This window comes from Xanthobacter sp. AM11 (assembly GCF_047444035.1).
In the GTDB taxonomy this organism is placed as follows: Bacteria; Pseudomonadota; Alphaproteobacteria; order Rhizobiales; family Xanthobacteraceae; genus Xanthobacter.
In genome coordinates this window covers 434,866-448,183 of record NZ_JBLAOA010000001.1, presented here as the reverse complement: position 1 = coordinate 448,183, position 13,318 = coordinate 434,866, and the positions used below count along the sequence as shown (strand labels likewise).

The following is a 13,318-nucleotide window of genomic DNA, read 5'->3' as shown; positions in this document are numbered from 1 at the left end:
GACAAGATGGAACCGAGCATGGTGGAAGAAAACGCGGCCGGCGGCGGTGTCGCCTACGTCATCTGCTCCATGAGCGAAATTCCGAGCCAGCGGGCGCGGGGTTTCCAGCTCCTGCAGCTGCTGGAGGACGGCTCCGAGCAGCAGCTCAACCTCGTGGTGGTGCGCTGGGGCCGCCAGGTGTTCGGCTATGTGAACAAATGCCCCCATGATGGGGTCAATCTCGACTGGGAGCGCAACCAGTTCCTGGACCCTAACGGCATCCGCCTGATGTGCGGAAAGCACGGCGCCCTGTTCGAGCTCGGAACCGGCATGTGCATTGAGGGACCCTGCAAGGGACGTGCGCTTCAGCCGATCGCGCTCAGCATCATCGACAACGACATCTGCGTCACCGGGGTGATCCTGGCCGAGGATGTGGATGACGATGAGGAGGAAATCACCTCCTGCTCGGACGAGGGCGGCGGCGTCTGAGACGTCCGACGCCCCGGGCATCCCCGTTGGATGCCGGCCCTCTCCGATGCGGTGAGGGCCGGCGTGGTGCTCAGACCGGACGGTTCTCGTTGCGGTTCTTCACCGGCTCCATGATGGAGACGCCCTTTTCATAGGTGATGACCTCGAAGTCCTCGTGCCAGCTCAGGGCGGCGTCGAGCACCACATCCGTCTTGCCGCCGGTATCGAGCTTCTTGATGTCGTTCTTGTCGATGCTCAAGAGCTCGGTCATTTCCTTCCATACGGTGGATTCATCGCAGGGCAGCACGTAGAACGTCTTGCCCCCGTGGGTGACGCGATACTTCGCCAGAAGGTCGATGTTGTTGCAGAACAGGAAATACTTGCCGTCGGGGGCCAGCGCGTCGCCGAGCACGTCCACCACGTCCGACAGGAAGGCGAAGTTCTGCAGGTAGCCGGCCAGCACCGGAATCGTGGACTTGCCATCCTCGGCGAAGGTGATGACCTGTTCCATCGTATATTCCGGCGGGCGCTTCTCGTCGGCGAGCTGCTGCTGGAACTTCAGGGCGATGTCGCCGCGGAAATCAAATCGGCCGGGCTTGGTGGGCTGCTTGAGCACGGCGTTGAGCAGCCGCCCCTCTTTGTCCAGCCGGCCCAGGGGGGTGTTCTCGATCGCAGTCATTACGTCTTGTCTCCGGTTCAGCACACAACTCACACAAACACACTCAACGGGGCACTCGCGGGGGCGCGGGCAGCGCGTGCGCCAAGGCACCGCTCTGCGCCGAACGCCGTTCGACGCGCCGCCCGCGCGGGGGCAGGCGCGAAGCTCATGCAAGCCCTTTGCCGCGGCGGCCGACATGGGGGCCCCGGCGGCGGGGGAGCGACAATCGGCCCTGTCCCACGCGCGGCGGACGTGGCCTGCCAGCGCCTTGCGCGGGGTCCGCCGCCGCCCGGCTCCCGCGCGCCGGCCTCTCCCGTGCGTGTCCGAAACCGGACACGCGTCGCAAAGGCAACAGCGTCCCCGCTGAAAAGTGATGTAAATCAGTCCGTTGCCATCTGGCACGCGGCTTGCTCTCCTTCATTGCGACAAAGTCTCTCAAGCGAAGGTCGAGCGATGATCAATTTGACCGACAGCGCCTTGAATGCGGTCCGCGACGCCATCCATGGCGCGGACCAGCCCATCGGCGGCTTGCGCATCCTGGTGGAGACGGGCGGCTGCGCCGGCTACCAGTATAAGATGGGCCTGGTGACCGACGCCGAGCCCGACGACACCGTGGTCGAGCGCGACGGCGTGCGGGTGTTCGTGGACAACAAGAGCCACGAGCTTCTGGCCGGTACCACCATCGACTTCGTCGTGGCCCTGGAGGGCTCCGGCTTCACCTTCGAGAACCCGAACGCCACCTCGAGCTGCTCCTGCGGCAAGTCCTTCGGCTGACGCCGGGGATGTGCCGGGACGCCTGACGGTTCGAACCCAGACAAGAAGGACAGTTGCGATGTTGGCCGACACCGAAGAGCGCGCACCGCTGACCCGCGAAGCCAAGCGTGAGGCGATCATCCGCGAGGTGATCGAGGAGATCCGTCCGAACCTGAAGCGCGACGGCGGCGATTGCGAGCTGGTGGAGATCGACGGCACCAAGGTCATGGTGAAGATGACCGGCGCCTGCGTCTTCTGCAAGCTGGCGAGCGAGACCATCGAGGGCATCCAGTCCAAGATCGTCGAGCGGCTCGGCGAGTTGATTCGCCTCATCCCGGTGGCCGGCGCGCAGAACAAGCCCCTGGTGAGCCTGAAGGGGCCCGCCCCGATGAAGTCGGCCCCCGCCGCGCCGGTCGCCCCGGCGCCCGCCGCCACCCTGCCTGTGCGCTGAGGCGCGCGGGTCCAGACGATCCGAGGGGTGCCTTCCGTGCGGCCGGTCTATTTCGACAACAACGCGACGACCCGGACCGATCCCGCCGTGGTCGAAGCCATGTTGCCGTTCTTCACGGAGCATTTCGGCAACGCTTCCTCCACGCACGCCTTCGGCGAGCGGGTGGGGGAGGCGGTGAAGGCGGCGCGCAAGCAGTTGCAGGCCCTCCTCGGGGCGGCCTTCGACCATGAGATCGTGTTCACCTCCGGCGGAACGGAAGCGGACAATGCCGCCATCCTTTCCGCTCTGGAGACGCAGGAGGGCCGGGACGAGGTGGTGACAACCACCGTGGAGCATCCCGCCGTCCTCACCCTGCTGGCGCACCTTGAGAAAACCCGGGGCCTGAAGGTTCACCTCGTGGGCGTGGACGGCCGCGGCCGCCTGGACATGGACGCCTTCACTGCCGCCCTCTCTCCGCGCACCGCCCTGGTCACGGTCATGTGGGCCAACAACGAGACCGGCACCCTCTTTCCGGTGGATCATCTGGCGCAACTGGCGCACGAGGCCGGGGCCCTGTTCCACACCGATGCGGTGCAGGCGGTGGGCAAGGTGGCCATCGACCTGAAGGCCACCGCCATCGACATGCTGTCCCTGTCGGGTCACAAGCTGCACGGCCCCAAGGGCATCGGCGCGCTCTATGTGCGCAAGGGCGTGAAGTTCCGCCCGCTGGTGCGCGGCGGCCATCAGGAGCGCGGCCGGCGCGGCGGCACGGAGAATGTGCCGGCCATCATCGGCCTCGGCGCCGCGGCTGAACTCGCCCAGGCCCACATGGCCGACGAACTGACCCGGGTGAAGGCCCTGCGCGATCGCCTGGAGCAGGGAATCCTGCAGCAGATCAGCCACACCCTGGTCAATGGCGATAGCGACAACCGCCTGCCCAACACCGCCAACATCGCGTTCGAGTATCTGGACGGCGAGGCGGTGCTGACCAATCTCAACCGGGCCGGCATCGCCGCCTCCACCGGGTCCGCCTGCACCTCCGGTTCGACCGAGCCGTCGCATGTGCTCAAGGCCATGAACCTGCCGGTGACGGCGCTTCACGGGGCCGTCCGCCTCTCCCTGTCCCGCGAGAATTCGGGGGAGGACGTGGACCGCGCGCTGGCGGTGCTGCCCGAGATCATCGACCGGCTGCGTGCCATGTCGCCTGCCTGGCTCGCCCGGAGCGGTGGGCAGGGTGCGCAGGGCGTGCCGGATCATGTCTGATCATCGCCCCATCGGGTGCATTCGCGCCGCCGCCGGCGGCGCGCGCCGCTCCCGCCCGTCCGCCACGGTGGCGCACGGGTATTCACAAGAAGTCCTTCGGCCGTCCCGAAGCGGGTGCGGACCGGATCACAGCGGCGAGTCCAACTCGATCCAGGAGCCAGTTGTATGAAAATCATGATTCGCCGTTCCCCGGAGATGGGCCTGTCCATCTACGTCCCGAAGAAGGATCTCGAGGAGCCGATCGTCGAGTGCGAGCGTGAGACCCTGTGGGGCGGCTGGATCCGCATTGCCAACGGCTGGGTGCTCGATCTGCCCGAGATGGCGGAAGGCACGTCCCTGCCCATCACGGTGAACGCGAAAAAGCGCGGCGAGGAGGAGTGAGCCGGCCATGAACATTTCCGTCGATACAGCCGGGCTGGTGAAGCTCGCCGACGCCGACGCGGTGCTGAAGGACGTGGTGGCGGAACTGGTTGCGGGCAAGGTGGTGCCCTATCTCGGACCCGGCCTTCTCGCCCTCGCGCCTCCGGCCATCCCCACGACACCGGAGGAGCTCGCCGCCTTCTTCGGCACCAAGGTGGCCCTGCCCAAGCGGGCCAAGGGCAATGCCTGGGCCTCCGCCCAGCATATCGAGAGCATGAAGCACCGCAACACCGTCTCCGCCCTGATGGCGGAGGCATTCGCACCGGCGGTGCCGCCGCTGCCCATCCACACCTTCCTCGCCGGCCTTCAGCTGCCGATGATCGTGGACACCTGGTATGATGGCGCCATGCGTGCCGCCCTCACCGGCACGCCGGAGTGGGGCGAGGTGCAGGGCATCACCCGCGCCGGTATCGGCGAGGACCGCTGGTATCGCTTCTACGATGCCGCCGGCGCCGAGACGGACCGCGCCGCCGCGGAGGCCTGGAAGACCATTCTCTACAAGCCTCATGGCAGCGCCACGCCGGCAAAGAACTGGCTGATTTCCGACGCGGACTATGTGGAGGTTCTGACCGAGATCGACATCCAGACGCCGATCCCGGACCTGGTGAAGAACCGCCGCACCGAGCGCAGCTTCCTGTTCCTGGGCTGCCGCTTCCACGACCAGCTGCTGCGGACCTATGCCCGGCAGGTTGCGAAGCGCTCGCGTACGCCGCATTTCGCCATCGTCGAGGAGGGCGGGCTGACCCGGAACGAGCTGCGCTTCCTGCTCGGCCACGCCATCACCCCCATCGCCATGCCGCTGCCGCGGGCGGTGGAGATCATCATGGCTGCGGGAGCCGCCGCCTGAGGGCGTCCGGTTCCGCGAGTGCCAACGCGATCGTGCTTCGAGAGCATGTCCCCGCCAGGACATGCTCTCGTTGTTTCTGCGGCGCCGGAAGCCCGCATCGCCTGCGCATTGATCCAGATCAAGCCGGGCGTCGGAATCGTTGAAACAGCGTGTAACTTTTCCAACATGTCGGGCCCCGCAGCGTGGGTGTTGACAAGCCGACAGCCGACGAAATGCCGCAAGATCCTGAAATAAAATAGCTATTTTTACCGCTGGGCAGTGGCACGCGAGTTGCTCCTCTGCCCTCAGGATTTATGGGGATCCTGCTGGAAGCGAGGAGCAGTTTCATGCACGCATCGACACAGCAAGACGCGAACGCGGTCGCACCGACCGAAAAGCTGGCCGACATCATGCAGGCCAAGGCGGAACACCAGGGTTGCGGTACCTCCGGCGGCTCGGGCAAGGCGAGCTGCGGCTCGTCCGCCGGGCAGGGCGACCTGCCCACGGAGATCTGGGAGAAGGTGAAGAACCATCCCTGCTACAGTGAAGAAGCTCACCACCACTATGCACGCATGCACGTTGCCGTCGCCCCGGCGTGCAACATCCAGTGCAACTACTGCAATCGCAAGTATGACTGCGCCAACGAGAGCCGCCCCGGCGTGGTGTCGGAAAAGCTGACCCCGGAGCAGGCGGCGAAGAAGGTGCTCGCGGTCGCCTCCACGATCCCGCAGATGACCGTGCTCGGCATTGCCGGCCCCGGCGATCCGCTGGCCAACCCGGAGAAGACCTTCAAGACCTTCGAGCTGATCAACCGGACTGCCCCGGACATCAAGCTCTGCCTCTCCACCAACGGCCTGGCCCTGCCCGACCACGTGGACACCATCGCCGGCTTCAACGTGGACCACGTGACGATCACCATCAACATGGTGGATCCCGAAGTGGGCGCGAAGATCTATCCCTGGGTGTTCTGGAAGCACAAGCGCTACACCGGCTATGAGGCGGCCAAGCTCCTCACCGACCGCCAGCTCCAGGGCCTGGAGATGCTGACCGAGCGTGGCATCCTGTGCAAGATCAACTCGGTGATGATCCCCGGCATCAACGACAAGCACTTGGTGGAAGTGAACAAGGCCGTGAAGTCGCGCGGCGCGTTCCTCCACAACATCATGCCGCTCATCTCGTCCCCGGAGCACGGCACCGTGTTCGGCCTCAACGGCCAGCGCGGCCCGACGGCCCAGGAGCTCAAGGCGCTCCAGGATTCGTGCGAAGGCGAGATGAACATGATGCGTCACTGCCGCCAGTGCCGCGCCGACGCCGTGGGCCTCCTCGGTGAGGACCGCTCCGCCGAGTTCACCACCGACAAGATCATGGCCATGGAGGTCAATTACGACCTCGAGAGCCGCCAGGCCTACCAGGCGCTGGTGGAAGAAGAGCGCGTCGCCAAGGTGGCGGCCAAGCAGGAAGAGCTGGAAAGCCTCGCCGGCGAGCAGAGCGACATCAAGCTTCTCGTCGCCGTTGCCACCAAGGGCTCGGGCCTGATCAACGAGCACTTCGGCCATGCCAAGGAGTTCCAGGTGTGGGAGCTCTCCACGGCCGGTGCGAAGTTCGTCGGCCATCGCCGCGTCGACCTGTATTGCCAGGGCGGCTATGGCGAAGAGGACAGCCTGGAAACCATCATCCGCGCCATCAACGACTGCCATGCGGTGTTCGTGGCCAAGATCGGCGGCTGCCCGAAGGCGGACCTCACCAAGGCCGGCATCGAGCCCGTGGATACTTTCGCCCACGAGTTCATCGAGAAGTCGGCCATCACCTGGTTCAAGGAATATCTCAACAAGGTGAAGACCGGCGAAATCGAGCACGTCGTGCGCGGTGACGCCGAGATCCGCCAGGGCGCCCTGATCAACGCGGCCTGAACGGGCGCCGGACGGCAACAAGGAGCATCCCATGACTTTGAAAATCGTGGCGTCGCAGTGCACCAGCTGCTCGGCCTGTGAACCGGAATGTCCCAACGTGGCCATTTTCGAGAAGAACGGGACGTTCGTGATCGACCCGAAGAAGTGCACCGAGTGCATCGGTCACTTCGACGTGCCGCAGTGCGCGGCGGTGTGCCCGGTGGACGATACCTGCGTGATCGACACCTCGTATCCCCGCTATCAGCCCACCGCCTGAGGAGAGGCGCGATGAACTTCACGATGACCCGTTCCGCCACGCGTTTCATCCGCATGATGATCATGGCGGACGGCGGCCCGACCGCCGGCTTCCGGATGCATGTGACGCCGGGGGGATGCTCCGGGCTCAATGCGGAAATCACCGTTCTTCCGGATCCTCTCCCGGGGGACTCGGTGGTGGAGAAGGACGGCGTGCGGCTGTTCCTTCCCGCCGAGAGCCGCCTGCTGCTTGATGGGGTGACCATCGACTTCACGGACACCGCCGCCAAGACGGGCCTGGTCTTCCAGGACCCCAAGGCGACCACCTGCAGCTCGCATGCGCACTGAAGTTCTCGCGCACTGAAGTCTGTGTCCGGGGCGGCATCCGCCGCCCCGGACCTTCATGCCCGCCGCCGAATGCGGGCGCTGGACAGGGGATGGGAATGGAAGGCTCGCAGGTTTCAGGCGAACCGGATTTCCTCACCCCCGAGGCGCTGCTCGCCAGCGCCGTGATGGGGGGAGGGCTGCCGGAGGATGCCCAGTTTCATCTCTGGGAAGCCGGGCTCTCCTACCAGGAGGATGCGGTGGCCGAAGGCCATCTGCGGCAGGCGGAGGCGATCGCGCCCGGCCATGCCGCGGTGCTGATCGGGCTCTATCGCTTCTACTTCTACAAGGGCCGTCTGGTGGAGTGCCTGGAGGTCGCCCGGCAATGCCTCGCCAAGGCCCAGCGGGAGACCAACCTTCCGGCGGACTGGCGGGACGTGCGGCCGCAGGATGCGGAGTTCTCGCGTTACGACCGCCTGATGCCGCGATTTTTTTTGTTCACGCTCAAGGGCTACGCCTATCTCCACATGCGCCTCGGCGATCTTGAGGAGGGGCGGGCCGCGGTGATGAAGCTTCTCGAACTGGACCCGACCGACAAGATCGGCGCCCGGCTCCTGCTCGAGATCCTGAACAGAGCAGGGCAGGACGACGATGACTGACGAAATCGACGAGGCCAAGACCTGGCTCGGGGAAGACGTCGAATGCTCCTCGTGCGCCCACCTGGACCTTCAGGCCCAGGGCAAGTGCCGGCTGAAGCATGCGTGCGTCAACGACCGCTACGCGCGGCGCATCGACCGCTTCTTCAACTGGAATCCGAAGCTTGCCAATTCCTACCTCCGGCACGCGCATTTCGAGGTGCGGGCGATTGCGGCCAAGCATGCCGACATCTTCGTGCTGCCGCCGCTCCTCGACGATCCCGAAGAGACGGTGCGCTGGAATGCGGCGCGGCGGCTGCCGAAAAGCAAGATCCTGCGCCTGCGCGATGATCCCCATCGCGAGGTGCGCATCCGCATCGTGTCGCTGCTCGAGGATGCCGAACTCACCCACATGATGGGGGACCAGGACTATTACGTGCGTCTGGTGGTGGCCCGCCGCATCGCGCCGCCGCTGCTCTCGCGCATGGTGGATGATGCGGAAGCCGAGGTGCGCCGGGTGGTGGCGCAGCGGCTGCCGGCGGAATGGCTGCTGTGCATGGTGAACGACCCGAGCGCGACGGTGCGGCTGGAAGTGGCCCAGCGCCTTGCGCCGGACCTTCTTTCCGCCCTCGTGGCCGATCCCGACTGGCGGGTGCGCTACGAGGTGGCGAGCCGCATCTCGCCGGCCCAGGTTGCCCAGCTTATCGACGATGACGACGACTTCGTGCGCGAAGTCGCCCGCTCCCGCCGCAGCGCAGGGACGGAGCTTTTGAGGGAGATGCCGCTATGAGCAATATCGTTCGCGACAGCGATGTGGTTGAAGTCTCTGAGCCGCCTTACTTCAATTTCGGCGAAAAAGTGAAAGCAAAACGCGTCATTCGCAATGACGGAACCTATGCCGGCAAGGAAATTGGCGAAATACTCGCCAAGAAGGGTGAGATCGGATACGTGGTGTCCATCGGCACTTTCCTTCAGCAATTCTACATTTACGGTGTCGAGTTCACCGAAAGTGGGAATCGCGTGGGCATGAAGCGCAAGGAACTGGAAAGCGCCATTCCCCGTGACGAAGTGGACATTCCCCTGCCCGGAGCACCCAAAGCATGATCCTGGAGCCGCGCCTTCCCAAATATCAGTGGGGCATGAAGGTGAAGACCCTCATCGACCTGCACAATGACGGTTCCTACCCGGATGCGCCGGCCGAGGGCCTGCTCGTCGGCATCGGCACCACTGGCGAGATCGTCCAGGTGGGAAGCCACACGGACACCAACACGCCCATCTACCTCGTCGAATTTTCCGAGCGCCTCGTGGTGGGGTGCCTGGAAGACGAGATCATCCCCCTCTGAGGCGGCCGGTGATGGTCGCGCTCGCTTTGAGAGACGCCGGAGATGAGGCTGCCCGCTCATCCGAACGATCTCGATCGCAAGCGCATCGAGCGCGCGCTGAAGTCGCGCAAGCGCTACCGCTACGTCACGCCCAAGGTGCATGCCACCAAGGGCGGGTACCGGATCGAAAGCGCCTGCTGCTCGCGCAACATCGACAAGGAGGGCGGCATCGTGGACATCGCGTTGCTGCTCTTCGACGAGGAGCAGGCCGCCTGGATGCTCTTCCGCAAGAACCATGGAACGCGCATGTGGGAGCTGGACAGCACCCATCCGCGCCTCGTCGAGCTGCTCGACCTCTTGAATGCCGATGCCGAGCGCCGGTTTTGGCAATGATCCTGCATGGGGACTTTAGACCCGTGACAAAGTCGCGGGAGTGTCAGGTCTGCGGCAAGGGAGAGTAATGGTCATGGCTCTGAGCGACACCGACCTTTCTGAAATCGAACAGCTTCTCACCGGGGAGGATGCATCGGTTCCGGTCTTCGCCGAGCTGCGCCGTCGCTTTCCGGCCCTGTCCTGGACGCAATGCGACGCTTCGGACGTGACCGAGGCGCCGTTCCGCACCTATTCGCGCTTCGATGTGCATCTCTTGGATACCGCCGACCATTGCGCGCACATCACCAGCGATCCGCAGCGGGCCACCGGCGTCATCCTCGCCAAGCGAGGCGCATGATGAGCGACTTCGACCTCTTTTCCGATGCGGACCTTCCCGATGACGCGGCGGACGGCGGCGAGGACACATCCATCCTCCTGTCCGACCCCGACATCACGGTGGCCGAGCTGGAGGCGGTGAGCCTTGCGCTCCAGGCGCCGCGGCTGTCCAGCGGACCCTTGGCTGAAACCTTCGAGGCCGAGTTCGCGGCTTATGTGGGCCGCAAATATGCGGTGGCCGTGCCCTCGGGCACCATGGGCCTGCTCTACACCCTCAAGGCCTACGGCATCGGCCCCGGAGACGAGGTGATCGCCTCGCCCTATTCGTTCCGCGAAACCGCGCACGCCATCAGCCTGTCGGGCGCGCGGCCGGTGTTTGCCGACATCGACTATTGGGCTGGCACCCTGGTGCCGGAGAAGGCCGGGGCCCGCATCACCGAGCGGACCAAGGCCATCCTGGCGGCAAACACCAATGGGCATCCGGCGCCGTGGGCGGCGTTCCGGGAACTGGCGGCCAAGCATAATCTGATCCTCTTGGAGGATTCCACCGAGGCCATCGGGTCGCGCTACAAGGACGCCCTGGTGGGCAGCTTCGGCGACACGTCGGTGTTCGATTTCTCACAGCCCTTCCCGCTGGTGTGCGGCGAGGGCGGCATGGTGGTGACCGACGACATCGACGTGGCGGTTGCGCTGCGCCGGTTCCGCTCCCACCGGCCGGACGAGCGCGGCTCGGTGGTGGTGAGCATGACGGCCCCCTTCCAGGGCGCCATGAGCGATGTCACCGCAGCCCTCGGCCTCACCCAGCTGCGGCGGCTGGAGGAGATTCTGGAGCAGCGGCGCACGGTGGAGCATCTCTACCTGAAGTACGTGCAGTCCTTCGAAGGGATCAAGGACCCCTTCATCGGTCCTGATGTCACCGAGGTGAACTGGTTCCTTTATGTGGTGCACCTGGGAACGCGCTTTTCCAAGTCCAGCCGCGACTCCATCGTTGATGACCTGAAGGTCGAGAAGGTGGAATCCGCCGCCTACAGCACCCCGCTTCATCATCAGCGGCACTATTTCGACCTCGGCTATCGCCGGGGAGACTTTCTGGTGACGGAAAAGGTGGCGGACCGGGCGATTGCCTTGCCGTTCCACACCCACCTCGCCGAGGAGGAAATCGAGTTCATCGTCGCAACGATGAAGGATGCCTCGATCAATGTAGGGGCGGGCGCCGCCATCTACTGAAGGGCAAGAAGAGCACCCCAACCAAGAGCAGAAACGACAGGAGTTTTTGATGTCTACGGTTACGCTGAAGGTTATGCCCTCCGGGAAGACCATTGATGTGGCGGAAGGGACGAACCTGCTGGAAGCCCTGATCAGCGTCGAGCCCCGGCTCGCCGCGCAGCAGAAGGCGGACAAGGACGGCAGCGCGTCCCACGTCTTCATTCAGGAAGGCCGCAAGGGGCTCTCCAAGACGAGCCGCGAGGAAAACGAGAAGCTCGACGCCATCGTCGGCGTTGGGTCCAAGTCGCGCCTCGCGGCGCATGTCACCGTGCTCGGCACGGAAAACGTGACCGTGGAACTGCTGGGCGAGTTCTCCGGTTTCTGATCGGGAAGGCGGCGGTGGGCTCCGGCCGACCGCCGCCCGACTGCCCAGGGCACGTGCGGCAGCGCTGTCTGCGCGGGCGCATGGCCGGGGACGATTTGTGAGCGGATCGATGCACCGGGAGGCGGTGGCGCATGCCCACCGTTGGCCGGGTGTGAAGGCGCCTGCGCGTGCCGGTTCGAACGGCGCGCCAAACGCTTTGGAAGTTTTCAGGCCCGCCGCGAAATGGGGATGGGGATCTGCCGGCTCGCGACGACGATTGCACGAAGGAGAGCAAGATGGACGCGGAAAAGGTCTTGATTCACGCTCGTTTTTCGCCGAACGGCACGGTGGTTGAAATCAGCGAGCGGCCCGTGGGCCTCGACCCGCAGGCGTGGTTTGACTACCTCTCGAACCAGGTCGGCGACACCTACCAGGCGCTGGCCGGCGGCCGCGGCATCTTCCGCCTTGACCGGGCGAAAGTGGACGCCCTCAAGGCTGAGTGCGTTTCCAAGGCCGCCTGAACAGCAGCGCTATAAAAGCTGCTGGCGCCTGTTGGTGCAATCCGGTGAAATACGTAAGGCGGCGCCCCGTACGACCTGAGCGTGCGGGGCCGTTGCTGTATTCGCGCGACTGGCGGCCCCCGCCGCGCAGCATCATTGGTGTTGTCCAGCCTTTCCTCTGCCGGAAGACCGCATTGACCTGAGCGGCTCCAATTCACCCGATGCGGTGGCGGGCCCTATCTTGAAAACGGCTGGGAAGCAGCCTTCCGGCGCTGAAAATGCCCTGCGCCGCCCACCAGCGGGGTGCGGCGGGCGGCGCAGGGGGCAAAACAGTGGGGGCCGGACGGCGCGCGCGCCTCGTTCCGGGACGAGAGAATGCGGCGGTAGGTCACGCCGCCGGGGCGGTGACGCCCTTGTCCGCGAGCAGGGCGGTGAGCTCGCCCGCCTGGAACATCTCGCGCACGATGTCGCACCCGCCCACAAACTCGCCCTTGACATAGAGCTGGGGAATGGTCGGCCAGTTGGAAAAGGCCTTGATGCCCTCGCGCACTTCCATGTCCTGAAGCACGTCCACGGCGCGGTAGGGCACGCCGAGCTGGGCCAGCACCTGCACCACGGCGGCGGAAAAGCCGCACTGGGGGGCGGCGGGCACGCCCTTCATGAACAGGACCACGTCGCTGGAACCGATGATGTCGTCAATACGCTCTGCTGTGCTGGCCATCGAAAAACTCCGATTCAAAGAAATGGCAGGTAAAGACCGGGGCTCCGCGGAACCGGGGCGGCCCTTCTTCTTACTTCGGGACGATAGTTTCCAGCGCAAGGGCGTGCAGCGCACCGCCCATGTTCCCCTGGAGCGCGGCATAGACCATCTGGTGCTGCTGAACCCGGCTCTTGCCCTTGAACGCCTCCGACGTGATGCGCGCCGCATAGTGATCACCGTCGCCGGCGAGGTCGGCAATCACCACATGTGCGTCCGGAAACGCTTCCTTCACGAGACGCTCTATCTCCGATGCGACCATGGCCATCGTGCTGTCTCCTTCTGTCGCGCCGGCCCATGCAAGGGAGAAACCAAGTGCGGCACGGCCGTGCGCACAGCGGCAGGCCCGCGGCGGGGCGGAAGGCGCAGGCCTGCCTGCCGCTGGTTTCGCCGCTCCGCTGTCGTAAACGCGACAGGTGCGGGCCGCCACCGTGCGAAAGCGTTCGCGCGCCGTCGCGTCGCCGGGGCTTGGCGGGCTCTATCCTAAGTTTAGAGGGCGATTCACCGAGCAAATGGATTCAATTTGCGCGGATCGCGCTCTGACGGCGCGGACCCGCCCGC

20 protein-coding genes and 1 pseudogene are annotated in these 13,318 nt (G+C 65.2%); 18 read left to right on the top strand and 3 right to left on the bottom strand.

Features of this window, described 5'->3' with window-relative positions:
* The first annotated feature begins 6 nt into the window (after positions 1 to 6).
* A complete protein-coding gene (locus ACI7BZ_RS02140) occupies positions 7 to 468 on the top strand; it encodes a Rieske (2Fe-2S) protein (RefSeq protein WP_414115557.1) in 462 nt (153 codons plus the stop codon).
* A 70-nt stretch (positions 469 to 538) separates the two neighbouring features.
* Here ACI7BZ_RS02140 and ACI7BZ_RS02135 read toward each other — a convergent pair whose 3' ends face one another.
* Positions 539 to 1,126, bottom strand: coding sequence for a hypothetical protein (locus ACI7BZ_RS02135; RefSeq protein ID WP_414115556.1), 588 nt, complete (start codon positions 1,124 to 1,126; stop codon positions 539 to 541).
* Between the two features lie 432 nt (positions 1,127 to 1,558).
* Here ACI7BZ_RS02135 and ACI7BZ_RS02130 point away from each other — a divergent pair, with 432 nt between their 5' ends.
* From ACI7BZ_RS02130 to ACI7BZ_RS02050, 17 genes and pseudogenes are all read left to right on the top strand, one after another.
* Positions 1,559 to 1,879: a HesB/IscA family protein gene (locus ACI7BZ_RS02130; RefSeq protein ID WP_414115555.1), complete on the top strand. Its 321-nt coding sequence runs from the start codon at positions 1,559 to 1,561 to the stop codon at positions 1,877 to 1,879.
* A gap of 58 nt (positions 1,880 to 1,937) precedes the next feature.
* Positions 1,938 to 2,204, top strand: a pseudogene (locus ACI7BZ_RS02125) (NifU family protein); the annotation flags it as partial.
* Positions 2,205 to 2,345: 141 nt separating this feature from the next.
* Positions 2,346 to 3,551, top strand: coding sequence for a cysteine desulfurase NifS (gene nifS, locus ACI7BZ_RS02120; protein ID WP_414119068.1), 1,206 nt, complete (start codon positions 2,346 to 2,348; stop codon positions 3,549 to 3,551).
* Positions 3,552 to 3,716: 165 nt separating this feature from the next.
* Positions 3,717 to 3,932, top strand: coding sequence for a putative nitrogen fixation protein NifT (nifT, locus tag ACI7BZ_RS02115; protein ID WP_414115554.1), 216 nt, complete (start codon positions 3,717 to 3,719; stop codon positions 3,930 to 3,932).
* Between the two features lie 7 nt (positions 3,933 to 3,939).
* Positions 3,940 to 4,818, top strand: a complete 879-nt coding sequence (locus tag ACI7BZ_RS02110) for an SIR2 family NAD-dependent protein deacylase (RefSeq protein WP_414115553.1) — start codon at positions 3,940 to 3,942, stop codon at positions 4,816 to 4,818.
* A 326-nt stretch (positions 4,819 to 5,144) separates the two neighbouring features.
* Positions 5,145 to 6,707: a nitrogenase cofactor biosynthesis protein NifB gene (gene nifB, locus ACI7BZ_RS02105; RefSeq protein ID WP_414115552.1), complete on the top strand. Its 1,563-nt coding sequence runs from the start codon at positions 5,145 to 5,147 to the stop codon at positions 6,705 to 6,707.
* Positions 6,708 to 6,738: 31 nt separating this feature from the next.
* Positions 6,739 to 6,963, top strand: a complete 225-nt coding sequence (locus ACI7BZ_RS02100; RefSeq protein ID WP_203194502.1) for a 4Fe-4S binding protein — start codon at positions 6,739 to 6,741, stop codon at positions 6,961 to 6,963.
* Positions 6,964 to 6,974: 11 nt separating this feature from the next.
* Positions 6,975 to 7,289, top strand: coding sequence for a HesB/IscA family protein (locus ACI7BZ_RS02095; protein ID WP_414115551.1), 315 nt, complete (start codon positions 6,975 to 6,977; stop codon positions 7,287 to 7,289).
* Between the two features lie 95 nt (positions 7,290 to 7,384).
* Positions 7,385 to 7,924 (top strand): tetratricopeptide repeat protein, encoded by a 540-nt coding sequence (locus ACI7BZ_RS02090; RefSeq protein WP_414115550.1) that lies wholly within the window; start codon positions 7,385 to 7,387, stop codon positions 7,922 to 7,924.
* Entirely contained in the window at positions 7,917 to 8,690 is a 774-nt protein-coding gene (locus ACI7BZ_RS02085; RefSeq protein WP_414115549.1) for a 4Fe4S-binding leucine-rich repeat protein, read from the top strand. Before ACI7BZ_RS02090 ends, ACI7BZ_RS02085 begins: the two co-directional genes overlap by 8 nt.
* Positions 8,687 to 9,004, top strand: coding sequence for a nitrogen fixation protein NifZ (locus ACI7BZ_RS02080; RefSeq protein WP_414115548.1), 318 nt, complete (start codon positions 8,687 to 8,689; stop codon positions 9,002 to 9,004). The genes ACI7BZ_RS02085 and ACI7BZ_RS02080 overlap by 4 nt, the downstream gene beginning before the upstream one ends.
* Complete coding sequence (locus ACI7BZ_RS02075) at positions 9,004 to 9,243, top strand: nitrogen fixation protein NifZ (RefSeq protein WP_414119067.1); 240 nt, start codon at positions 9,004 to 9,006, stop codon at positions 9,241 to 9,243. Before ACI7BZ_RS02080 ends, ACI7BZ_RS02075 begins: the two co-directional genes overlap by 1 nt.
* Positions 9,244 to 9,285: 42 nt before the next feature.
* Positions 9,286 to 9,615 carry a DUF3024 domain-containing protein gene (locus ACI7BZ_RS02070; protein WP_414115547.1) on the top strand — a complete coding sequence of 110 codons (330 nt, stop codon included), beginning with the start codon at positions 9,286 to 9,288 and terminating at the stop codon, positions 9,613 to 9,615.
* Positions 9,616 to 9,688: 73 nt separating this feature from the next.
* A complete protein-coding gene (locus tag ACI7BZ_RS02065) occupies positions 9,689 to 9,952 on the top strand; it encodes a DUF6129 family protein (RefSeq protein ID WP_414115546.1) in 264 nt (87 codons plus the stop codon).
* Complete coding sequence (locus tag ACI7BZ_RS02060) at positions 9,952 to 11,157, top strand: DegT/DnrJ/EryC1/StrS family aminotransferase (RefSeq protein WP_414115545.1); 1,206 nt, start codon at positions 9,952 to 9,954, stop codon at positions 11,155 to 11,157. Before ACI7BZ_RS02065 ends, ACI7BZ_RS02060 begins: the two co-directional genes overlap by 1 nt.
* 49 nt (positions 11,158 to 11,206) lie before the next feature.
* On the top strand, positions 11,207 to 11,521 hold the full coding sequence (locus ACI7BZ_RS02055) for a ferredoxin (RefSeq protein ID WP_414115544.1): 315 nt from the start codon (positions 11,207 to 11,209) through the stop codon (positions 11,519 to 11,521).
* Positions 11,522 to 11,796: 275 nt separating this feature from the next.
* Positions 11,797 to 12,021: a hypothetical protein gene (locus ACI7BZ_RS02050; RefSeq protein ID WP_414115543.1), complete on the top strand. Its 225-nt coding sequence runs from the start codon at positions 11,797 to 11,799 to the stop codon at positions 12,019 to 12,021.
* A gap of 367 nt (positions 12,022 to 12,388) precedes the next feature.
* Here ACI7BZ_RS02050 and grxD read toward each other — a convergent pair whose 3' ends face one another.
* On the bottom strand, positions 12,389 to 12,721 hold the full coding sequence (gene grxD, locus ACI7BZ_RS02045) for a Grx4 family monothiol glutaredoxin (RefSeq protein ID WP_414115542.1): 333 nt from the start codon (positions 12,719 to 12,721) through the stop codon (positions 12,389 to 12,391).
* 70 nt (positions 12,722 to 12,791) lie between these two features.
* The gene (locus ACI7BZ_RS02040) at positions 12,792 to 13,025 is read right to left on the bottom strand and encodes a BolA/IbaG family iron-sulfur metabolism protein (protein WP_414115541.1); all 234 of its coding nucleotides are present in this window, start codon (positions 13,023 to 13,025) and stop codon (positions 12,792 to 12,794) included.
* Positions 13,026 to 13,318: the final 293 nt, after the last annotated feature.